The following is a 21,285-nucleotide window of genomic DNA, read 5'->3' on the forward strand; positions in this document are numbered from 1 at the left end:
CCGTGACGCGTGGGAAGACAGGCGCGTCGATTTGTAGCAACTTTTTGATGGGAACGCTCCTCACCGTCACATCGGGATCGGTCGATCGGGTCGGATGAGCTGGGGCGAAAGGCTTCGGGGTGCGCGAAAGGGGCCGCCGGCGTCTCCGCCGACGGCCCCTGCCGTGTGGTGCTACCCGATCAGTTGGTGACCTTGACGACCATGTCGCTGGTCGGGGTGGTGCCCTGCTTCAGGATCTCGATCTTGGTGCCGGTGCCGGCGACCTTCACCGAGTTCCACGGGTTGTTGCTGTTCCAGTACTTGTTGACCCCGCTGTCGGTGAACACCGGGTTCGGCGCGAGCTCCGGCACGGTGACCGCCACGTCGTTCTTGTGGAAGGTCTGCGCCGGCTTGGCGTAGAGGCTGAAGGTGCCGTCGTAGCCGTTGCGCCGGTTGGTGATGTTGCCCTGGTTGCCGACCTGGATCTTGCCCGGGCGGACGTCGACCGGGAGGTTCAGGCCGTAGCCCGGGTGGGCCGACGTGTTGTTGTCGCCGTAGGCGTAGTTCACGTACCAGACCAGCATGCCCGGCTGGACGGAGAACCGCTCCACCCAGTTCGGCCGGCTGGCGAACCCGTAGTTGTAGCCACCGGTCCGCAGCGTGTCGTCGTAACCGAAGTAGGTCCGGTTCTCGGCGATGTAGAAGCGGGGGTAGCTGTCGGTCACGGAGCCGCCCATCCGGGTCCAGCCCTTGGCGGTCCACTCCGCGGCGAGGGTCTCCGCGTCGTCGGTCCAGGCGACCGCGCCGTTCTTGGTCAGCGAGACGTTGTCCAGGAACGGACCGGCGAAGTGCACGCCGCCGTCGGTCGCGTAGCGGTAGCGGAACAGCACCGACTTGCCGGCGTACGCCGACAGGTCGTAGGTCGAGTCGACCCAGGTGCCGTTGCTGGAGCCGTCGATGCCGCTGTCACCCGCGTCGACCAGGTTGTTCTTCAGGTCGGCCCAGGTGGCGCCACCGTCGGTCGACACCTCCGCGTAGAGGTAGTCGTAGTCCTCTTCGATGTCGTACTGCAGCTTGGAGGTGATCGACGCGGTGGTCGCGCCGGTCAGGTCCAGGGTGCGGGTCAGCGAGGAGTTCAGGTCGTCCGCGCTGCCGCCCCACCACTCGTACGACCCGCCGAACGGCGTGTTGTAATTCGTGGTCTGCTGCTGGTCGGGCAGGTTCACCACGACCGCCTGGGCCTTCGGCCCGTCGCTGTCGCCGGCCGGGCCGAGGGTCACCTGGGTGGTGCCCGAGCCGTAGTCGACCGTGCTGTGGTTCAGCCAGCCCAGGAAGAGCTTCGACCACGGGTCCATGTAGCCCGGGGTCGAACCGATGTCGTCGGTGCCGTGGCTCAGCCACGAACCCGAGGACATCAGGCTCCAGAAGCCGACGCCGTTGTCGCCACCCTGGGTGTCGTACAGGTCCGGCAGACCGAGGTCGTGACCGTACTCGTGCGCGAAGACGCCGAGGCCGCCGTTCTCCGGCTCCGTGGTGTAGTCACGGATCCACATCCCGGTGTCGCCGATCTGCACACCGCCCGCGAGGTTGCCGGCCGGACCGGCCTTGCCCTCGAGGTTGGTGAACGCCGCCCAGCGGTGCGACCAGATGGCGTCCTCGCCCTGGGCGCCGCCGCCGGCCTCCTCGCCCTCACCGGCGTGCACCGCCTGGAAGTGGTCGATGTAGCCGTCGGGCTCGTTGAAGTTGCCGTCGCCGTCGAAGTCGTACCGGTCCCAGACGTCGAACTGCTTGAGGTAGTCCTTGATCTCCTGGGCCGACTTGCCGGCCGTCTTCTGGGTCTCGTACCAGGACGTGGCGCTGTCCCGGACGAAGTTCCAGTAGCCCTCGGCCTCGGAGATGTTGTCGTTCGGGTTGTTCGGGTCGTCGTTGTGACCGTAACGGGCCTCGTTGTAAGGCACCGTGATCCAGTCGCTGACGTCGCCCTTGACCGTGTAACGACCACCGGACTGCTTCAGGTAGAAGTCCCGGAACGACTCGCCCTCACCGTAGAACATGTCCATGTAGTGCTCGCGGTGGAAGTCGGAGCGCCACAGGGTGCTGTTGTCGTCGGTGGAGCTGCCGTCCCAGTTGCGGTCCGGCTCCGCGATCTGGTTGACCACCGGTCCGGCGGAGCCGCCGGCGCGCGGGTCGGTCTTGGTGCCGAAGTTGACCAGCATCGTGAAGATGGGGTCTTCCTTCGGCGCCTGCTGGTACTCGACGAACAGGTCGTCCTTGACCTGGATGACCTTCGAGCCGTTGCGCGTCTGAAGCTTGGCCTTGCCCTGAAGCAGGTTCGAGATCGCCTGCTTCTTGAGCTCCCGCTGCTGATCCGCCTTGGGATCGGGCAGGTTGTCCTTGCCGTGCTTCGCCTTGTCGGCACCGGGGGTGGCCTCCGCCGCCGGGGCGGCGGACGCCGGCGCCGTGACGACACCGGCTGCCAGCAGCGCGGCCGCGGCCGAGGCCAGGCCCGCTGTGACTCGTCTCCTCAAAGGTCCTCCTCCTTTGTGGATCTGTTACATGACAGAGACAGCCAAAACCATCAGTGTCATGTCATGCGTCACTCACAATGACAGGTGTTTGCATCGTTGTCACCGGTCAATCACCCGATGAGGGGGCCTAGATTCCGCGACAAATCCGGGCGAAAGCGTTCAGTGATTCGACGTCGATTCACATTACGTTTTGGCCACGATCACGCTGAGTAACGGCGATTATGAGGTCCCCAAAGGGGAGCGCAGGAGGCCGCGAAAATGTCACACGGTCGCGGAGAAAAATTGCCGGCGCGTAAGACGGACGGGGCCCGTCCGGAGCAGTGTGCTCCAGACGGGCCCCGTCGTGTGGTTCCGACGCGCCCTTCGGCGTGTCAGGTCACGGGGTTGCCGGGGTCACGTACACCGTGGCGTACGAGTTGTCCGCGGCCGCCCGCTTGATGGTGATAGAGACGCCGTACGCGACGCCCGCGTCACCGGGGTTGCCGGTGCCGAGCACGATCGCCCCGCCGCCCAGGGTGGCCCCGTAGTACGCCGGGGCCGGCGTGCCGTCGGGGTTGGTCACCCGGGTGGTGTACTTCGCGTTGCCCCGCGACGGGATGACGACGGAGGCGTCGTTGTCCCGGGCGAACGCGGAGCCGTTGCGGATCTCGATGCCCGGGTACCAGCCCTTGGCGTCCGTGAACGCCGGGACGGGAGCCTGGGCCGCGAAGTTGGTGCAGTACTCGCTGTACGGCTCGTTCGCCGCCTCCAGGCACTCCTTGAAGGGGTACGTGGAGCCCAGCGAGAAGGCCGCGTTGGACGACTGCGGACGGCTGGGCAGGTTGTCCAGCGTCGACGGGTCCTTGACGGCCGCCTCGCCCTGCCGGCGCAGCGGGTCGTTGTGCGAGTCGACGATCAGCAGCCCGCCCTTGGCCCCGTAGCTGGGCAGCGCGGTCATCTGCCCGGTGACGTGGTTGACGTCGCCGAGCACGGTGTCCCGGTACCAGACCAGCATGCCCGGGGCGTTGTAGGAGAGCTTGTCGACCTTCCACGCCTCGTGCGAGTAGACCGTGTCGTACGCGTACTTCAGGCCCTTGTCGAAGCCGTCGAAGTTGCGCCACTCGGCCAGGTAGTAGTGCGCCTTGGTCTGGGTGCCCGAGTCGACGTGCCAGCCCGCGCCGGTGGTGTCGGTGAAGGTGCCGCCGGTCTGGGTCCAGCCGTTGGCGCCGCCCTCGACGTCGTCGCTCCAGGTGGTGGCGCCGCCGCCGGTGACCGAGAAGTCGTCGGCGAACCAGCCGCGCTCCACGAACGCCTCGTCGGTGGCGTACCGCAGCCGGACCTGGATGGTCTGCCCGGCGTACGCCGACAGGTCGACGTAGTCGTGCCGCCAGCCACCGGTGCTGCCGGTCAGGCCGTACTTCTTGTTGCCGAAGTCGACCATCCGGCCGTTCGGGTCGGCGTACCCGTCGTTGGTGGTGACGAGCTTGCCGGTGGCGTCGTAGACCTTCTGCTCGGACCAGGTGGTGCCGCCGTTGGTGGAGACCTCCAGGAAGCCGTAGTCCCAGTCCGCCTCGATGACGTAGTTGTTCCACATCCAGAACTTCGCGTCGGCGGCGTTCGGGACGGTCACCGTGCGGCTCAGCTTGACGTCGGCCCAGTCCTGGTCGGCCCCGGAATACCACATGTTGCTGCCGCTGTGCGGCTGCGCCAGGGTGATCACCTTGTCCGGCAGGTTGACCTTGATGCCGTCCTTGGTGCCGACCGGGGTGTTCGAGGTCTGGCCCAGCTGCACCGAGCGCGGGTCATCGCCCGGGTTCAGCTGCAGCGGGTCGGCCCAGCCGAGCACCCACTTGTCCCAGAGGCCCATGTGGGTGGGCAGCGCCTGGAAGATCTCGCCGCTGTGCGAACCCGAGGCCATCAGGTCCCAGAAGTCGACGTCCGAGTCGGCGTTGCCGGAGGTGTCGTAGAGGTCCGGCAGGCCGAGGTCGTGACCGAACTCGTGGGCGAACACACCGACGCCGGCGTCCTCCGGCTGCACGATGTAGTTCGCGACCTTCTTGTTGGTGCCCGGGATGGTGTAGCCGCCGGCCACCGTCGAGGAGTGCGCCCAGACCGAGTAGACGCCCACGTCGCCGCCGCCCCGCGACTTGCCCTGGTTGGCGTGCACCAGCACCAGGTGGTCGATCACGCCGTCCGGCTCGTTGACGTTGCCGTCGCCGTCGGCGTCGCCCTGGTCCTCGATGTCGTAGTCGGCCCACGGGAAGTTCGGGTCCATCTTGGCCAGCGCGTCCACCGCGTCGGTGGCCAGCCGGCCGGCGCCCTGCGGGTTGTCCGGGTGGCCGTTCATCGACTGCTCACGACCGGCGACCCAGTTGCCGTTCTCGTCCTTGAAGCAGCGGGAGGCCGCGTACCAGCCCTCCGAGTGCGGCACGGTGATCCACGGGCTGGCCTGCCCGTCGACCGTGTACGCACCCTTGGACATCTCCAGGTACATGTTGTGCATGGTGCGCCCGGAGATGTCGACGCCCGGCTTGCCGTCCGGCCCGGTCAGGTCCTTGCGGACCCGCTCGGTGATGCCCTCCTTGGTGTAGAGCATCTTGTCGTAGTGCGCCGGGGAGAAGTCCGGCACCCACATCGAGTTGTTGTCCTCGTGCGGCAGGGTGGCCGGGTCCGGGATCTGGTTGTGCTTCGGGCCGTTCTGCACGGTGCCGAGGACGCAGCTCCGGTCCTCGAAGACCGTCTTCGGCACGTACACGTTGGTGAAGTCGTCGTTCGCCTTGTCGTTGAACTCCACCAGCAGGGTGAGCAGCTTGGCGGTCTGGGTGCCCTTGGCCTGCTTGATCTGGCGGGGGCTCTGCCCCGTCTTGATCGCCTTGGCCTCCAGCTTGGCCAGTTCCCGTGCGGCCTTCGGGTTGCCGCCGGCGAACTTGCGGTCGTAGGCCCGTGCCGCGTCGACCGGGCTCGTGAAGACCCCGTCCTTGCCCTTGACTTCCTTGCCCGGCGTGTCCGGCTGGACCTCCGGCTCGGCGTAGTTGATGTAGTAGTCGTCCGCCCCGATGGTGGCCCGGGCGCCACCGGACGTCTGGGCGGCCGCGCTGCCGGTCACGGTCAGTGACGCGGCGGCGAGGGCGATGGCGGGCAACGCGACGAGTAGGCGTCGACGCGACCCGGACTGCGGATTTCTGTTCATGCCGCTCCGTTTCTCGGGCATGGGGGGAGGAAAGTCGGTTGCCGTTCGTCATCAATGTGACGGTCATCAAAGCGACCCGACCTGCGTGAAACTAAATCAGAACGGAGATCAACGACAGGGCTGGGGCTCGGCTGTGTCCGTTCAGCTTCTCCTGCCTCCCCCAACCGACCGATGTGACGCCGCATGCTCCCTTCTCGTCGGTGAGCGTCAGAGACGGTGGCGGCGTGCCGGACGAGCGTCGTCAGGGCACGAACGAAGCGAGGTGGGTGACGGCCGTCCGGCCGTCACCCACCTCGTGCGTCGTGCTACCTGCCGTCAGTCCTCGTCGGACTTGCCGCCGCCCATCCCCGAGGAGATCAGGTCCATCACCGAGGAGTCCTGGAGCGTGGTGACGTCGCCGAGCGACCGGTTCTCCGCGACGTCCCGCAGCAGCCGGCGCATGATCTTGCCGGAGCGGGTCTTCGGCAGCTCCGGCACCAGCATGATCTGCCGCGGCTTGGCGATCGGGCCGAGCGTCTTCGCCACGTGGTTGCGGAGGTCGGCGATGAGCTGCTCGCCGGCCTTGCCGGAGATCTCCGTGCTGCCGCGCGGGATGGCGAACGCCACGATGGCCTGGCCGGTGGTCGGGTCGGTCGCGCCGACCACCGCGGCCTCGGCCACCGACGGGTGGCTGACCAGCGCCGACTCCACCTCGGTGGTCGAGATGTTGTGGCCGGAGACCAGCATCACGTCGTCGACCCGGCCGAGCAGCCAGATGTGCCCGTCGTCGTCCTTCTTCGCGCCGTCACCGGCGAAGTAGACCCAGTCGTCGCCCTGGTTGGCGCCCGCGCCGAAGCGCGACCAGTAGGTCTCGATGAAGCGGTTGTCGTCACCCCAGATCGTGCGCAGCATCGACGGCCACGGCTCGCGGAGCACCAGGTACCCGCCACCGCCGTTGGGCACCGACTGGCCCTGGTCGTCCACCACGTCGGCAACGACGCCGGGCAGCGGGGTCATGGCCGAGCCGGGCTTGGCCTCGGTGACGCCGGGCAGCGGGGAGATCATGATCGCGCCGGTCTCGGTCTGCCACCAGGTGTCGACGATGGGCAGCTCGCCCCGGCCGATGTGCTGGCGGTACCAGATCCACGCCTCCGGGTTGATCGGCTCGCCGACGCTGCCCAGCAGGCGCAGCGACGAGAGGTCGTAACCGGCGGGGATGTCCTCGCCCCACTTCATCATGGTGCGGATCAGGGTGGGCGCGGTGTACAGGATGGTCACCTTGTACTTGTCGACGATCTCCCAGAACCGGCCCTTGTGCGGGGTGTCCGGGGTGCCCTCGTACATGACCTGGGTGGCGCCGTTCGAGAGCGGGCCGTAGACGATGTAGGAGTGCCCGGTGACCCAGCCGATGTCGGCGGTGCACCAGTAGACGTCCGTCTCCGGCTTCAGGTCGAAGACCGCGTGCGTGGTGTACGACGTCTGGGTGAGGTAGCCGCCGGTGGTGTGCAGGATGCCCTTCGGCCGGGCCGTGGTGCCGCTCGTGTAGAGGATGTAGAGCGGGTGCTCGGCGTCGAACGGCTGCGCGGTGTGCTCGGGCGAGGCCGTCTCCACCGTCTCGTGCCACCAGTGGTCCTTGCCCGACCAGGCGACCTCCTCGCCGGTGCGCCGGACCACCAGCACGTGCTCGACCGACGGGCACTTCGCCACCGCCTCGTCCACGGTCGGCTTGAGCGCGGACGGCTTGCCCCGGCGGAAACCGCCGTCCGCCGTGATGACCACCTTGGCGCTGGCGTCCTGGATCCGGTTGGTCAGCGCGTCGGCCGAGAAGCCGCCGAAGACGACGCTGTGCGTAGCGCCGATCCGGGCGCAGGCGAGCATCGCCACCGCGGCCTCGGGGATCATCGGCAGGTAGATGGCCACCCGGTCGCCGGCCGAGACGCCCAGCTCGGTCAGCGCGTTCGCCGCCTGGCAGGTGAGCTTGTGCAGGTCCGCGTAGGTGACGGTGCGGGTGTCACCCGGCTCGCCCTCCCAGTGGATCGCCACCTTGTCGCCGAGGCCGGCCTCCACGTGGCGGTCCAGGCAGTTGTACGCCACGTTGAGCCGGCCGCCCACGAACCACTTCGCGAACGGCGCGTTCGACCAGTCGAGCACCTGGTCCCACTGCCGGTGCCAGTGCAGCCGCCCGGCCTGGCGCTCCCAGAACGCGAGCCGGTCTTCGGCCGCCTCGTCGTACGCGTCGGCGGTCACGTTGGCGTTCGCGGCGAGCTCCGCCGGCGGCGGGAACTGGCGCGTCTCGTTCAGCAAGTTGGCCAATGCCTCGCTCATGCGGTGACTCCTTCATCGCGTGACCTGCGTCTCCTACCCGGGAGAGGTTAGTCGGGGCGCATCCCCGCCGCGACCGTCCGGTCAGCCGTCACGCGCCCAGTGGCCCTCCGGGCGCGCCGAGCAGTCGCGGAGAGTGGCTCGCGTCGCGTTCCGGCGGCTGGCGCTCCGGCGGGGTGCGGGGATCGCTAGCGTGGCGGGGTGACCACCGACCCGCTCGCCCCGCTGCTCGCGCTCGCCGACATCGCGCCCGCCGTCGAACAGGCCCGCGACCGGGTCGACCAGGCCCACCGGCACCGCGCGCTGCGGCGCCAGGGCGGCCAGGTCGCCGCCGAGGTCAGCCTCCGCTCGGCCGTGGCCAGCGCCGCCCTGGAGGGCCGGGTGCACGACCGCGAGGAGGTACGCGCGGGCACCGTCACCGACCCGCTGCTCCAGGGCGCCCTGCGGGTGGCGGGGGCGCTGCCCGGGCTGAGCGAACTCTGGCCGAAGGCGCCCCGCCAGGCCCTCGCCCGGCTGCACGTGCTCGCGGCCCGCGATGTCGTGCCCGAGGCCGAGCTGGGCCGCCCGGTGGCCGACCCGGTGGTGGCGACCCGCCTCGACGGGCTGGCCGGGCTGGTGGCCGGGGGCACGAAGGTGCCGCCGCTGGTGCTGGCCGCCGTGGTGCACGGTGAACTGCTCAACCTGCGCCCGTTCCCCGGCCCGTCCGGTGTGGTGGCGCGGGCGGCCGCCCGCCTGGTGCTGATCTCCACGGGCTTCGACCCGCGAGGGCTGGTCGCCGTCGACGTCGGCCACCGGGAGCGGGAACCCGAGTACGTCGGCGCGGCCGGCGCCTTCGCCACCGGCACCCCCGACGGGCTGCGCTCCTGGCTGCGTCACTACATGGCGGCCGTCGAGGTGGGCGCGGAGCAGATCACGCTCATCGGCGACGAGATCCTCGCCGCCTCCTGACGTCCCGCGCTGCCTGCGGGTGGCCTCGGCGTCGCCCGCGCGGTCAGACGGTGGGGGTGGCGGCGCGGGTGCGCCGGTGCCGCCCGTACCAGGCGATGCCGATGGCGACGCCGACGCCCACGCCGAGGGCCGCCGCGGCGACCGGCACGGCCGGGCGCTCCCGCAGCCGCCGGCCCAGCGGCACCGGGTGCCGGAACTCCAGCACCGGCCACGAGTTCTCCACGGCCAGCTTGCGCAGCGCCCGGTCCGGGTTGACCGCGGTCGGGTGCCCCACGCACTCCAGCAGCGGCCGGTCGCTGTACGAGTCGGAGTAGGCGTAGGAGTCGGCGAGGTCGTAGCCGCGGGCCTGGGCCAGGTCGCCGACGGCGTCGACCTTGCGCGGGCCGGCCGCGTAGAACTCGACCTCGCCGCTGTAGCGGCCGTCCGCCACCGCCATCCGGGTGGCGATCACGTCGGTCACCCCGAGCAGCTCGCCGATGGGACGGACCATCTCCTCGCCCGAGGCGGACACCAGCACCACGTCCCGCCCGGCGGCCTGGTGCTCCTCGATGAGGGCGGCCGCCTCGGCGTACACGTAGGGGTTGATCAGCTCGTGCAGCGTCTCGGCGACGATCTGGCGGACCTGTTCCACGGGCCAGCCCTTGCACAGCGTGGCGAGGTAGTCCCGGGTGCGGGCCATGGTCTGCTCGTCGGTGCCGCCCAGCCGGAACATCAGCTGCGCGTACGCCGACTTGACCACGTCACGGCGTGTGATCAGCCCGTCCCGGTAGAACGGCCGACCGAACGCCAGTGCGCTCGACTTGGCGATGACGGTCTTGTCGAGATCGAAGAAAGCGGCACTCCGGCCCACGGCGCGAAAGTCTAGCCCGACGAGGCGCGGCCGGCGGGTCCCCGGGGCCTCGGGAACGGATCGATCGGGGGCACGCCACTCCTCTGAGTGACGGCGGTCACACACTCGTACCACGATTTAGCGTTGCGTGGAGTGGACACCACTCGACGTATAAGGGTCCATTGCGGCATGCTTGTGCTCACGACGGGAGCTCACTTCCCGTCCACGAAGGCCCTCGGCGGTTGCACCCCCCGTAACCGCTGAGTGGGTTCGGCTCGACCCCCCCGGAGCCGAACCTCACGACGACCCCCGTCTCCCCCCGACGGGGGTCGTCCCTATTTGGGGTGAGCGCGCCGCCCCAGGTCACAACCCCTCCTCATCCTCGTCGAGAACGCTCTCTGAGGCCGATTCCTCGGCCAGAGGCAGCAGAGAGGCAGCAGAGCCGTCAAAGGCGGCCAGGACGCGAGCGGCGTAGTCGTCCGGGGTGTGCGTATAACGATTGAGCGTCGTGGACGCCTGCTCGTGGCCCATGACCCGCTGCACCAGGTTGATTGGCACGCCGTCGGTGACCAGCCAGGTGGCGTAGGCGTGCCGCAGATCGTGGAACCTCATCCCGCCAGCGGCCCTGGCCGCGACGCAGGCCACCGCTTCCCGCTCGGTGGTGAACTCGGCGGACCACTCGACGCCCTCCCGATCCGGCCAGGCAGCGCGGTAACGGTGGGGGCCGGAGTTGACGACCTGGCCGAGCAGGCCGGCGCGGACCAGGGAAGGCAGCCAGATCCGACGCCGGAAGTTCGATCGCCGCAGTGGGCGCCCCACGCGATCGCGGAAGACGAGGGTTCGCGGGTCCGGGTCGTCGGCGGCGACGTGCAGCTCGCGGAGCACGACCAGGAGGAAGCCGGGCAGCGGCACGGTCCGGACCCCCGCACGACTCTTCGGGTACGGGCGCAGCACTATCCCGCCGTGCGTCTCCTCGGCCACCTGGACCACGGACAGCGATCCCCGGTCGAGGTCGACCGACGACCAGGTCAGCCCGGCGCATTCTCCCCAGCGCAGGCCGGCCCCAGCGGCGGCAGAGACGATCCCCCGGTGTCGAGGTGGAACAGCGGGCAGGAGCCGGCCGAAGAAGTCCTCCCGGCTAATCGTGACCGGCTTGACGTAGCGGGACCGATCACGCGGCAGCCTCACGCCTTCGGCGGGATTGGTGGCGATCAGCCGTGCCTGTACCGCCGTCTTGAGGATGATCGACAGCAGTTGGTAGCACTTGGCCACGGTGGCGGGAGCGAGATCCCGACCGAGGCCGGTCACCCACTCCTGCACCGACATGAAGTCAACCTTCCCGAGTGGCCAGTCACCCCACTTCGGCAGGACGTGCGTGCGCAGCATGGAGACGGTCCGCTCGGTCGTCCGCGCCTCGACTGACCGGGTGGCGAGCCACTGCTGAGCGAAGTCACCGAGACGGGTACGGCCGGCGTGCGGGTTGACGTAGGTACCCCGATTGAGACTGCCCTCGACCTCAGCGAGGAAGGCACTCGCCTCCCGCTTCGTGCGGAAGCTCTTGGATTTCTGCCCACCAGCAGGATCACGCCAGCAAGCGCGGAAGGTTCCCGCCGGAGTCTTGCGGACGAAGCCCATCAGCGCCTCCGCCCGTCAGTGCCGGTGGCGGCTGGCGGTTCGGTGACGCCGTCGAGCCAGGCATGGAACCGGGCACGGGGGATCAGCCAGCGGCCACCGAGGCGGGTCGCCGGGATGGTGCCGTCGCGGACGAGGGCGTAGGTGCTGCCCAGCGAGATGCCGAGCAGCTTGGCAACCTCACGCACGGTGTAGGTGACCGGCTCGACGATGACGGCACCGGGACGAGGTACGAGCCGGACGACGGCTCCGGGGCGAGCGGGGGTGCTCACGGGCTTGACCTCCTCAGGTCGAATCAGGCGGCAGCCGGCACGGTGCCGGCCGGGGTGGTGGCGAGTTCGTGGGCGAGTTCTTCGCGGCCGGTGGTTCGTCGCTCTCTGGCCATGGCGGCGGCGGTGTTGGCGAGTAGCGCGTCTCCGGTGGTGTGCCAGCCGACTCCGGCGAAGGTGAGGGCGCCGACGATGAGCGTGGTGTGCTCGCCGACCTGGGCGGCGGGACTGCCGCCGGCGGCGGGGTGCACGTCGCCCTGGTCCTGGTGCTCATGCCGCCGGTACGCGATGCGGGTGTCGCGCAGGAGTTGGAAAGTCACCGAGTAGCGGCGCCCTTTGGTGAGGAAGTGGCCGCCGTAGCCGAGCATGTGCGCCCACCTCCGTAGCCGGGCGTACGGGTTGGTCGTCGGTCTGCTGGCCGGTTCGGTGTCAAGGGCGGCTTGACGGGCGGCGGTGCAGACGGGGCAGGCGGCGTATCGGGTGTGGGTGCCGCAGTCGGGGCATTCCCAGCGGTCGACGAAGCCGGGCCGGGGCCGGGGCTCGCGGGGCCGTTCGGACAGCGGGATCGGGGTGCCGGTGGGTCGGCCGATGCGCCAGCAGGCGTCGATGAGGCGGGCGGTGTGGTCGCCGTCGGGGTCGGCGTAGTCGCCGATCGAATCGGCGGTCAGGCGGGTGGAGGTGTGCCCGGTGGCCTCGGTGCTCTTGGTGGCGTACTTGGCAAGGTAACCGGCGACCATGCCGTCGGTGACCTCCCCGTCGATGCCGGTGGTGATGGGGCGGATGTCGAGCTGCTCGCCCCAGGTGATGAGCCAGCCCTCAGGCCGGTCGGGGTGCGGCGGGGTGTGGAAGGCGATCTGTGCGGCGGCGTGCCGGAACGCGTCGACCAGGTCGTCGACGGTGAACCCGGCAGGCGGGGGGACGACCGCGTCGGGGTCTGCGGGGTTAACGCCGTCGAGGCGGGCGATGGCGTGGAAGTGCACCGCTCCCCGCGCCTGAAGTTCGGCGACCTTCCCCGGCGACAGCCGGACCGGCGAGACCTTCCGCGTCTTGCCGGAGGCGGTGACGACCTCAACACGGGGAATGCCGCGTTGGCGAGCGAGCTTTGCCAGCCACCGTTCCGCGGCTTGCTTGGTGCGGTGCCACAGCTCACCCGAGAACAGGTTCCACACCACCTGGTGGTCGTGGTCGTAGCAGTCCAGGCACAACGGCCGCCCGAGGACGGCGTCGCCGGCTTCGTGGCGAGCCCAGCAGACAGCCGGCCGGCCATGCGCGCAGAGGCCAGAGGTGGCGTCGGTCGGGCGGCGGGCGTGGCAGGGTTCGGCGCGGCAGTCGCAGCGGCGGCGGTTGGTGCAGGTGTGCCGCTTGACCACCCGGGCGTGGACCGGCCCGAAGGACGGGGCGGTGAACGTCGGGAACACCGCCGGATGCGCAGCGACCGATTCCGGGACGCCCTTGCCACCGACGAGGCCGGCGCGCAGAAGTTGGAACGCATCGCGCTGGTAGGTCTGCGCGCAGGACGGGCAGACCGTGGCGCGACGGTTGCCGCAGGCGGTGTAGATGGCGGCGTCGGGCATGCCGTCGGTCGACCGTTGGTCGAGGACGCGGCCGGTGGTGGCGTCGACGGTGAGGACCTGCCCGGCGAGGCGGATGGGGCGGGTGCAGCCGGCGGCGGCGCGGATGTGTTCGAGCCAGCCGAAGTAGTCGGGTCGGGTGGCGCGTTCGAACGCGGACCCGGCGGCGGTGTAGCCGAAGACCGGTGGGATGGTGTCGGCGTTCGAGCCCACCCCCCGGGCCGAAGCGCGGGGGGTGAGGTCCAGCGTCGAGGCCATCAAGCCGCCACCCCAGCAGGGTGGTTGGTGATGGTGCGTTCGGTGACGATGACCCGGCAGGCGCCGCACTGGCGCTTGGCCGGCTCGTGCCGATAGCAGGGGATCGTGGTGGTCACCTGGCCGCAGCGGATGGTGACCGGTGCCCGGCAAGGGCCGCCGGGGATGACGTCGACGAGCGTGCGGCGAATGTCGTAGGGGTGCGGCTCAGGTTCGCCGGGGCAGGTGTGGATGACCTGCTCGATGTCGACAAGGTAGATGGTCATCGGGCACCACCGGCCAGGGTGGTGAGGAGCTGCCCGGCAACAGCCGGGGCAACATCCAGGCGGTCGGCCAGCTCAGCGGGCGTGATTGGTTGACCGGTGGACTGTTCGTGCTGCACGGCCGCGAAGCGGGCCATGGGCAGCAGGTGGGCAGGGACCTCGACCGGCTCCGAGGCCGGTTCGGGGGCGGGGGTGATGGCAGCCGGCGGTGCCGGCTCGGTGACCTGCTCGGCCACCTGGACCCGGATGGGTTCGACCGGCTGAGCCGGCGGCGTGTCCTCGCGCACCGGGGCGGGGGCGAGGACGAGCTTCACCAGGGCCATAAAGGCGAGTGCCGGAACAGCGGACAGGAGCCACCCGGACGGACCGGCCTTGGCGACCGCGAGTTGGGCGGAGAGGGAGAGTCCGGCGGCGGCGATGAGCAGGGACAGCGGGTAGCCGATCGGAGCGCCGGCCCGGCGGCGTCGGCGGATGGTGAGTAGGGAGGCGATGGGGACGAGTTCGGAGATGACGGCGTTGGCCCAGCCGAACCATTCCCCGGTCCCTTGAGGGGAGTTGGCGAGGGTCCAGTCCTTGACGTGGGTGAAGGAGGCGGCTCCGGCGAAGCCGGCGACGGTGAGCAGGATGAGGACCAGGACCAGGTCCTCGATACGGGTGCCCGTGGTGGGGCGGTCAGCGGCCATGGGTGGTCACCTCCCCGGAGGTGACGGCGCGTTGTTCGGCGGCGAGGCCGGCGAGTCCGACGCGGATGCCGGCGCAGGTGTTGCAGCCCTGCCCGTCCGGAACGGTGCAGTCGGCGAGGTGCGCTTCGCGCACGATGCGCAGGGCTTCGGCGTAGTACCCGGACAGGAACCGTTCGAAGGACAGCTCACCGCGGGCGGCGAAATCCTGGGCGAGGGCGGTGACGACGTAGTCGTCCGGGGTCATCCGCTCCTGGGCGGCGAGGTTGGTGACGACGGTCGTGGTCATCGGGCACCTCCCGGGGTGCAGTCGAGGCAGGAGCCGGTACGGCGGGGGATGTAGTAGGGCTGCACGAGGCCGCAGTGGCGGCAGGTGCGCCGGGCACGCAACGCCTTGGCGATGGCCTCCCGCTGGGCGGGCGTGGCGGTGCGTTTGGGTGCTGCGAGGTCTAGGCGGTAGAGGTAGGCGACACGCTTGCCGCGACGCCAGAGGATCTGCGCGACCGGGTCATGACCGCCCGGTCGGAGGCCGGCGGCACGCAGTTGCCGGCGGGTGGCCAGCCCGCCCGGGGCCAGCCGGTACGGGTAGGTAGGGAACGGGTCGGCGGTGGTGGTCATGCCTGGCCTCCCCAGCGCTGCTGGGCGGCCTGCCGGGAGATGCCGAGCCGGGAGCCGATCTCGGCCCAGGAGTAGCCGAAGGCCCGCAGGCCGATGACGGCCTCGCCGATGGCGTCGTCGAGGTTGGTCGACAGGGCGACGAGGTCGCGGAGGGCTTCGACGTCGCCGGTGGCGACGCGCCGGCCGTGGGCGCGGATGATGCGCCGAGCGAAGGCCGCGAACTGGTCGTTCTCGACGACCTCACGGCGGCGGCGGGATCGCGGGATGCGCGTCAAGGTGTGCTTGACAGTGCTCATCGGTTCTCGCCTCCCTGGGTGTGGAGGCGGTCCCACTCCTTCGCCGCGCCTTCCAGGGCGGCGATGACGTGCTCCGCGGTGCAGAGCGGGTCGTCGTTCCACGAGTACGGGGAGGTGTGCTCGTTGAGCCAGAAGCCGTCGTCGTCGACCAGGCAGATCGGGTAGTGAAGGTCGAGGTAGTCGGTCAGGGCCGCGATGGCGTCGAGGTAGGTGGTCCGGTCGTCCGGGTTGAGGTCGGAGAAGTGGTTGACCGGTTGTCCGGCGCAGGCCATGCCGATGGCCCCGACGGCGCAGGCCGGCGGGGTCGGGGTGTCGGTGGGGGCGTAGTAGGTGCCCTGGTGCCAGCCGTGCCGGCGCAGGTAGAGGGCAGCCATCCGCAGCAGGTCAGCGGGGGTGACCGGCGCGGTGGTGGGCGGTTTCTGGGTAGCCTTCATGGCAGCCACGTCCTTTCGTGGGCTTGTGGTTGGTGGTCGGCAGGACCAGCTCTGCTGCCAGGCGGGACCTGGTCCTGTCGGCCGTTCTTCTTGTTGTCAGCAGCCGGGGCAGTGGCGTTTGCCGCTGCCGAATGCGCTTCGGAGGGCGGCGAGGATGAGCGCCGCGATGGCCAGAAAGCCGGCGATGATCGCAGCGTGGTCGGCCAGGAACGCCACCAGGTGGCCGATGAGGTAGGCGACGGCCGCGACCAGGGCGGCGGCAGCGGCGGTGACGGTGGCGGCGATGGCGATGCGGCGGCGGATGCGTCGCCGCTGGGTGTGGTGGACCCGAGTGGTGATGTGGGTGCCCAGGGAGGCGACCCGGCCCGGCGCGGTGGCCGGGGTGGTGGTGTCGACGAGGCGGACGTTGACGCGGATACGCGGGTCGGTGGGCGACACGGGCCGGGGTGCGCTGAGGGAGATCAGCGTTCCGGCGTTGTGGTGGTTGCGGAGGACGTTGGCGACCTGCTCGGGCAGGCCAACCACGGTCATGGTCCGGTAGCCGATGGTGGTCATGCTGCTGCTCCCAGGTCGAGTCGGGTGAGGTCGGGGACGAGGGCCGGTAACCGGCGGGGTCGGCGGATCCAGGCGGCGTAGTCGGCGATGCCGGCGATCTGGCTGTCGGTGAGGTAGGCGACCTTGATGCGCTGGGGGGTGCCGCCTTCGGCGATGAGGTAGGCCGCGCCCTGGTTGGTAGGCTGGATGTCGGTGGCGGTGTAGCCCTGCTCGGCCCAGCCGTGGCCGAGGACGATGTTCGAGCTGTTGGGTGTGGTGCAGCGGAACGCGGCCCGGTAGCCGAACAGGTCCCGCAGTGACGTGGGGATGATGTCGAAGGACGGCCGCTGGGTGGCGGCCACGACCGGGATGCCGGCGGCGCGGCCCCGGGCGACCAGGTCGCGCAGGAGAGCGACGAACTCTTCCTGCTCCTGCTTGCTGCCGACAGTGGCGGAGTAGAAGGCGATCTCATCGACCAGGACGGTGATGACCGAGAGTCCGTCGGCGGCGGTGACTTTGCGGCGCCCGTGGGCGCGCAGCCAGGCGTAGCGGTTGTTCATCACCAGCTGCAGCCGCTTGAGGACGTCGAGGGCGGCCGTGATGTCGGGACCGATGAACGCATCGGCGCAGTCCTCCCACTGGCCGAGTTCGACGAGCTTGCCGTCCAGCAGCACCAGGCGGCTGTCGACGGAGAGGGCGGCGTGGGCGGCGATGCAGTTGAGCAGGCCGGACTTGCCTCCGCCGGGTTCGCCGCCGGCGAGGAGGTTGCGGTAGGCGAGGGTGATGTAGACGGGGTGACCGAACTCGTCGATGCCGACGAAGATGGGGTCGAACATCGACAGGCCAGGCCCCACCGGCACCGGGGCCGGTTCGGCGGTGACGGACATCGGATGCCCTCCTTGGGCGGGAAGTGGGCGCGGAGAGCCACACGAACGAGCCCGCAGGGCTCTCCGCGACCGAGGTAGGTGTGGGTCAGATCCAGTCGGAGATGTCGTCCTCAGGAGTGGAGGACGAAGCCGCGGGCTTGCTGCCGTTGGCGGTGGCCGGCGGCTTCTTCTGCGCCGGCTTGCCCTGCGTCGGCAGGGTGATGGTCGGGACGTCGACGTCGGGCAGGTCCAGAGCCGTCGGCACAGCCGGCGCAGGCCGATCGGTGGCCGGGGTGGCGGGGTCGATGACGTCGACGAGCGGGGAGCCGACCGTGGCGGTGAGGACCTCTCGGCGTTTGAGGTCGAACCGCAGGTAGGCGGCGTTGCCGTCCGATGCCCGCTCGATCAGGGCGGTGGAGGCGTGGCAGGCAACCGCGATGCGGTCGAGCCGGCCCTCCAGGTCGGCGAGGGACAGGCCGGGGCGCAGGTAGACCCAGACCCGCTCACCCACGGGGGTGGGCTTGGCCCACAGGATGAGCGGCAGGCTGCCGGACTGGTTGGCGATGATGAACTGCGCGAAGCACACGCGCAGGCGGTGCCGCACCACGAAGCACCAGGTCCAGGCGACCAGCGCGCGGCGGCAGGCCGGCAGGGCGGCAGGGACGCCCACGACCAGGGCGACCACCGCGAAGGTGACCGGCATGGGCGTGTAATTGGCCAGCTGTACCCAGCCAGCGCCGAGGAGCGTGGTGATCCCGATTTCGGGGGTCCACCACCACAGCAGCCGCAGCACCGGCCAGATCCGGACCAGTACCCAGACCGCAGCGCCCAGGGGGACGCCGATGAGTGCGCCCAGGAACAGGGCCAGGATGGGGTGGATGTAGGAAGCGGCCACCACGGCCGCAAGCAGGCCGACGATGACCGCCGTGAGGATGAACGCCAGCCGGGCGTTGCGTGCGGAGGAACGGTGGACCTTGGCCTCGATGACCGTCACCGTTCCGGTGTTCCGCCCGAAGGGGCGGCGGGGGCTAGACTTGGACACGACGAGTCCTCCCTTGCACGAGGGTGGGTGAGTTGGAGGGCACGGGGTCGGCAGGTTTGGACGCCAGTACCGACCCCGCGCCAGCTCATTTCGGGTGTGACCACCGGTCGTGGTCACCAGGCCGGGAACGTTGGACGCCAGAGCCGTCCCCGGACTGCCTTGTTCAGTTGGATGCGTTCAGCGGACCTTCGGCCGCTTCGGGTTGCCACGGACACCAGTGGCTGACGCAGCACGGTGACCCGGGGACCTACTTGGCCGCCGAGGTACCCGCCTTCGGCTTCAGCGAGATGGCGCGGAACGCGACGCCGTTGCGCCCGTTGGTCGCCCACGGAATGGCCTCCAACTGCTCGACAGCGACGAGCTGTCCCACCGTCACGCCCGGCTTCTCACCCGCCGTGGTGATGGTGATGATCTCGCCGCCGGTCTCGTCGAGCACGAAGACCTGGGTGGACCACAAGGGCCGGCCAGTTCCCTTCTCCGTCTTCTGGTTCCCGCCGGTCGGGTCGTTCTTCGGCGCAGGGTCCTTCGTCACCTGAACCTGCTTGCTCTGGGTGTCCACGTACAGCTTCACGGCTGTCTCCTGTCTTCTGGGGCACCGATCATCGGTGCACTTCCCATGTCTTCATGTCTTCATGAAGACGTACAGACAAGGTAGGACGGGTCGTCCGATCGCGTCAAGACTTCATGAAGACCTAAACTGAGGGTTGACGGAAGGGGTGTGAAGACGTGGCCAAATGGGAGCGAATCGCCGCAGAGTGGCGAGAAAAGATTCATTCGGGCGAGCTAGAGCCGGGCGACAAGCTGCCGAATGAGCAGACGCTCAAGGCCGATTACGAGGTGAGTTTGCCCGTCGTGCGGCAGGCGCTCGACGTGCTTGAAGCAGAAGGTCTGGTTGATCGTCGTCACGGCCGAGGCACCTTCGTTCGAGCACCCCGCCAGCGGGTACGGCGTTCGCCCGAGCGGTACCAGTGGGAGAAGGACCGAGCCCGGCTCCCCGAGTCTCAGCGACGTCGCACAGGCGCGACCGAGCGCGACACGGGCTTGACCATGCAGGATCTTGATTTTTCGGCGGAGTACCGGACCGTACCGGCAAGCCCCGACCTCGCTCGCCTATTCAGCGTTCCTGTCGGGGCCAAGATGCTTGAGCGCATCTACCGCACGAGTTCCCGCAAGGAGCGGGTGCCGCTCAGCCTCAACACGTCCTACATGGTCTACGACGTAGTTGCCGAGAACCCCGCGCTTCTTGACGACAACAACGAGCCATGGCCGGGCGGAACCCAGAACCAGCTCTTCACAATCGGCATCGAGCTAGACCGGATCGTTGATGAGATCACCGCCCGGCCCCCCTCGGCGGACGAGGCCGATGCCCTGAAGCTGCCTCCAGGAGTGTCGGTGCTGATCCTTCGCAAGATTTCCATCGACACCAAGGACTGCGTCGTAGAGGTCTCCAACGTCGTACTCCCCGGTGACCGGACGGAGTTCGTCTACACAACGAAGCTTGAGCGGTGGTCCAAGTGAAGGTCTCCGTCATCACTCCGGTTCACCCACCGAGCATCCCCTACCTGGCCGGCGCCTACGAATCGTTGTGTTCGCAGGAGTTGCCAGACGGGTGGGCCTGGGAGTGGCTTGTCCAGGAGGACGGGCGCACCGGCAAGGTTGCGGCTGCTTTGCCCACTGACCCCCGCATCATGGTTGCAACCGGTAGGCCGGGCGGTCCTGGCGTCGCCCGCAACATGGCCATGGCCCGTAGCGGTGGTGCACTGCTGAGAGTTCTCGATGCGGACGATCAGCTCACTCCTGGTGCCCTCTCACGCGAGATCGAGGCATTGACTAGCCAGACGGATGTTGGCTGGACGACATCGAGTGTCCTTGACCTGATGCCTGACGGATCAACGGTTGGTTGGCAGCACGCGGACCCGCCCGGAGGGAAGCTGCGACGGACCGATGTGCTCGGCTACTTCCAGCAGAACAACTACCGGCTGCCAGTGCATCCGGCAACGCTGTGCATCCGACGAGAGCTGGCGCTCGCGCTGGGCGGATGGATGGCGCTTCCGGGTGGAGAAGACACCGGCCTGTTACTCGCGGCGTCAGTTGTTGCGGACGGCTTCTTCATCGCCGAACCCGGTTTGCTGTACCGGAAGCACCCGGACCAGATCACCGGCCAGGCCGAATGGACCGAGTCCAGCGAGTGGACGCCTCGCATGCAACTGATCGAGGCACGTGCTCTCGCGCTCCAGGACCTGTGGAAGCAGCTCTAGCCGGAGGCTCACTCGAAAGACCGACGAGAGTGCGCGTTAGGCCTTATGGCCAGCGCGCAGGTCCGCGACGGTCGAGAGCATCAGCGGTGGCGGGTCGGACTCACCCGCAGCTGACAGCGGTTCGAGCAAGAACCCTGTGTGGTTGCCCCATGCAACCCGGTCGAGGATTCTGCCGACGAACCGGCGCGGGCACTGGTCGATGATCGGAACGCCGGATTCGCCAGGCTGCCAGGAGCAACGGTCGAACTTGTCCACCTCGTCACCGGTCTGGGTACCAAACAGCTCAGCGAGGCCGCGTTGATCGGCAGCCAGACTATGCACGGCCAGGAGGTCAGCGCGCATAGCGACTCGGTACGTGTGGTTGTTCTGCGAGAGCCACACCACAAACCGGTCGGGTTCGATGCTGCACTGCGAGGCGAAGCCGACCAGGCAGCCCGAACGCTCGCCTGATTGCGGGTCGACGGTGGTGACGACGAACATCGGGCTGTCCAGCCCATCGAGGAACGGATCGAGGTCACCGCGCTCGCCCATGAATGCCTCCTTTCGGACGGTGCGGCCATCGTAAGTAGGAACCGCGGCAGCCGCCAGAACGCGGCTAGTCACGGCTCCGACGGCTGGACTCGTGCCGCAGAGCCTCGGTGAGATCCCGCCAGGTGCCGGCTGAGGTCTTCATCATCCGGTCGACTATCTGGCGGGCTGAAGCTTCGTCGGTGAGGTCGTAGGACACCTCCTGCCCGCCGTCACCGCCGAGGCGGCCACGGACCCGCCAAAGCCGACCGTCCGAGAGCAGCCAGATGTCGCGCCGGGCCATGC

21 protein-coding genes are annotated in these 21,285 nt (G+C 69.2%); 3 read left to right on the forward strand and 18 right to left on the reverse strand.

What is annotated here, in order from left to right; all coding sequences use genetic code 11:
* Window positions 1-179: 179 nt before the first annotated feature.
* The 3 genes from GCE86_RS27525 to acs form a co-directional block, all read right to left on the reverse strand.
* Window positions 180-2,507, reverse strand: a complete 2,328-nt coding sequence (locus tag GCE86_RS27525) for an immune inhibitor A domain-containing protein (protein WP_154229593.1) — start codon at window positions 2,505-2,507, stop codon at window positions 180-182.
* A gap of 376 nt (window positions 2,508-2,883) precedes the next feature.
* Window positions 2,884-5,676, reverse strand: a complete 2,793-nt coding sequence (locus tag GCE86_RS27530; RefSeq protein WP_154229594.1) for an immune inhibitor A domain-containing protein — start codon at window positions 5,674-5,676, stop codon at window positions 2,884-2,886.
* Window positions 5,677-5,991: 315 nt separating this feature from the next.
* Window positions 5,992-7,980 carry an acetate--CoA ligase gene (acs, locus tag GCE86_RS27535; protein WP_154229595.1) on the reverse strand — a complete coding sequence of 663 codons (1,989 nt, stop codon included), beginning with the start codon at window positions 7,978-7,980 and terminating at the stop codon, window positions 5,992-5,994.
* Between the two features lie 198 nt (window positions 7,981-8,178).
* On the opposite strand from acs, the gene GCE86_RS27540 reads away from it, so the two are divergent.
* Window positions 8,179-8,925 carry a Fic family protein gene (locus tag GCE86_RS27540; protein WP_154229596.1) on the forward strand — a complete coding sequence of 249 codons (747 nt, stop codon included), beginning with the start codon at window positions 8,179-8,181 and terminating at the stop codon, window positions 8,923-8,925.
* 43 nt (window positions 8,926-8,968) lie between these two features.
* Here GCE86_RS27540 and GCE86_RS27545 read toward each other — a convergent pair whose 3' ends face one another.
* The 14 genes from GCE86_RS27545 to GCE86_RS27610 form a co-directional block, all read right to left on the reverse strand.
* Window positions 8,969-9,775, reverse strand: coding sequence for an HAD family hydrolase (locus tag GCE86_RS27545; protein ID WP_154229597.1), 807 nt, complete (start codon window positions 9,773-9,775; stop codon window positions 8,969-8,971).
* A 342-nt stretch (window positions 9,776-10,117) separates the two neighbouring features.
* Window positions 10,118-11,389, reverse strand: a complete 1,272-nt coding sequence (locus GCE86_RS27550; RefSeq protein WP_239542179.1) for a site-specific integrase — start codon at window positions 11,387-11,389, stop codon at window positions 10,118-10,120.
* A complete protein-coding gene (locus GCE86_RS27555; RefSeq protein WP_154229598.1) occupies window positions 11,389-11,658 on the reverse strand; it encodes a helix-turn-helix domain-containing protein in 270 nt (89 codons plus the stop codon). Before GCE86_RS27555 ends, GCE86_RS27550 begins: the two co-directional genes overlap by 1 nt.
* A gap of 23 nt (window positions 11,659-11,681) precedes the next feature.
* The gene (locus tag GCE86_RS27560; protein ID WP_154229599.1) at window positions 11,682-13,484 is read right to left on the reverse strand and encodes a replication initiator; all 1,803 of its coding nucleotides are present in this window, start codon (window positions 13,482-13,484) and stop codon (window positions 11,682-11,684) included.
* On the reverse strand, window positions 13,484-13,747 hold the full coding sequence (locus GCE86_RS27565; protein ID WP_154229600.1) for a hypothetical protein: 264 nt from the start codon (window positions 13,745-13,747) through the stop codon (window positions 13,484-13,486). The genes GCE86_RS27560 and GCE86_RS27565 overlap by 1 nt, the downstream gene beginning before the upstream one ends.
* Window positions 13,744-14,427, reverse strand: a complete 684-nt coding sequence (locus GCE86_RS27570) for a hypothetical protein (protein WP_154229601.1) — start codon at window positions 14,425-14,427, stop codon at window positions 13,744-13,746. Before GCE86_RS27570 ends, GCE86_RS27565 begins: the two co-directional genes overlap by 4 nt.
* Entirely contained in the window at window positions 14,417-14,713 is a 297-nt protein-coding gene (locus tag GCE86_RS27575; protein WP_154229602.1) for a hypothetical protein, read from the reverse strand. Before GCE86_RS27575 ends, GCE86_RS27570 begins: the two co-directional genes overlap by 11 nt.
* A complete protein-coding gene (locus GCE86_RS27580) occupies window positions 14,710-15,042 on the reverse strand; it encodes an RRQRL motif-containing zinc-binding protein (RefSeq protein WP_154229603.1) in 333 nt (110 codons plus the stop codon). Before GCE86_RS27580 ends, GCE86_RS27575 begins: the two co-directional genes overlap by 4 nt.
* On the reverse strand, window positions 15,039-15,338 hold the full coding sequence (locus GCE86_RS27585) for a hypothetical protein (protein WP_154229604.1): 300 nt from the start codon (window positions 15,336-15,338) through the stop codon (window positions 15,039-15,041). Before GCE86_RS27585 ends, GCE86_RS27580 begins: the two co-directional genes overlap by 4 nt.
* Window positions 15,335-15,772 carry a DUF6197 family protein gene (locus GCE86_RS27590; RefSeq protein ID WP_154229605.1) on the reverse strand — a complete coding sequence of 146 codons (438 nt, stop codon included), beginning with the start codon at window positions 15,770-15,772 and terminating at the stop codon, window positions 15,335-15,337. The genes GCE86_RS27585 and GCE86_RS27590 overlap by 4 nt, the downstream gene beginning before the upstream one ends.
* Before the next feature lie 96 nt (window positions 15,773-15,868).
* The gene (locus GCE86_RS27595; RefSeq protein WP_154229606.1) at window positions 15,869-16,327 is read right to left on the reverse strand and encodes a hypothetical protein; all 459 of its coding nucleotides are present in this window, start codon (window positions 16,325-16,327) and stop codon (window positions 15,869-15,871) included.
* Complete coding sequence (locus GCE86_RS27600; protein WP_154229607.1) at window positions 16,324-17,193, reverse strand: FtsK/SpoIIIE domain-containing protein; 870 nt, start codon at window positions 17,191-17,193, stop codon at window positions 16,324-16,326. The genes GCE86_RS27595 and GCE86_RS27600 overlap by 4 nt, the downstream gene beginning before the upstream one ends.
* 85 nt (window positions 17,194-17,278) lie before the next feature.
* Entirely contained in the window at window positions 17,279-18,214 is a 936-nt protein-coding gene (locus tag GCE86_RS27605; RefSeq protein WP_244317089.1) for a hypothetical protein, read from the reverse strand.
* 247 nt (window positions 18,215-18,461) lie between these two features.
* On the reverse strand, window positions 18,462-18,785 hold the full coding sequence (locus GCE86_RS27610) for a hypothetical protein (RefSeq protein ID WP_154229608.1): 324 nt from the start codon (window positions 18,783-18,785) through the stop codon (window positions 18,462-18,464).
* A 155-nt stretch (window positions 18,786-18,940) separates the two neighbouring features.
* Between GCE86_RS27610 and GCE86_RS27615 the strand changes: the two genes are divergently transcribed.
* Together GCE86_RS27615 and GCE86_RS27620 are read left to right on the forward strand one after the other, a co-directional pair.
* The gene (locus tag GCE86_RS27615) at window positions 18,941-19,732 is read left to right on the forward strand and encodes a GntR family transcriptional regulator (protein WP_154229609.1); all 792 of its coding nucleotides are present in this window, start codon (window positions 18,941-18,943) and stop codon (window positions 19,730-19,732) included.
* On the forward strand, window positions 19,729-20,472 hold the full coding sequence (locus tag GCE86_RS27620; protein ID WP_244317091.1) for a glycosyltransferase family 2 protein: 744 nt from the start codon (window positions 19,729-19,731) through the stop codon (window positions 20,470-20,472). The genes GCE86_RS27615 and GCE86_RS27620 overlap by 4 nt, the downstream gene beginning before the upstream one ends.
* A gap of 36 nt (window positions 20,473-20,508) precedes the next feature.
* Here the strand turns inward: GCE86_RS27620 and GCE86_RS27625 are convergent, their stop codons facing one another.
* Window positions 20,509-21,003, reverse strand: a complete 495-nt coding sequence (locus GCE86_RS27625) for a flavin reductase family protein (RefSeq protein ID WP_154229611.1) — start codon at window positions 21,001-21,003, stop codon at window positions 20,509-20,511.
* Window positions 21,004-21,285: the final 282 nt, after the last annotated feature.

It is taken from the genome of Micromonospora terminaliae, from assembly GCF_009671205.1.
Taxonomy (GTDB): Bacteria; Actinomycetota; Actinomycetes; order Mycobacteriales; family Micromonosporaceae; genus Micromonospora; species Micromonospora terminaliae.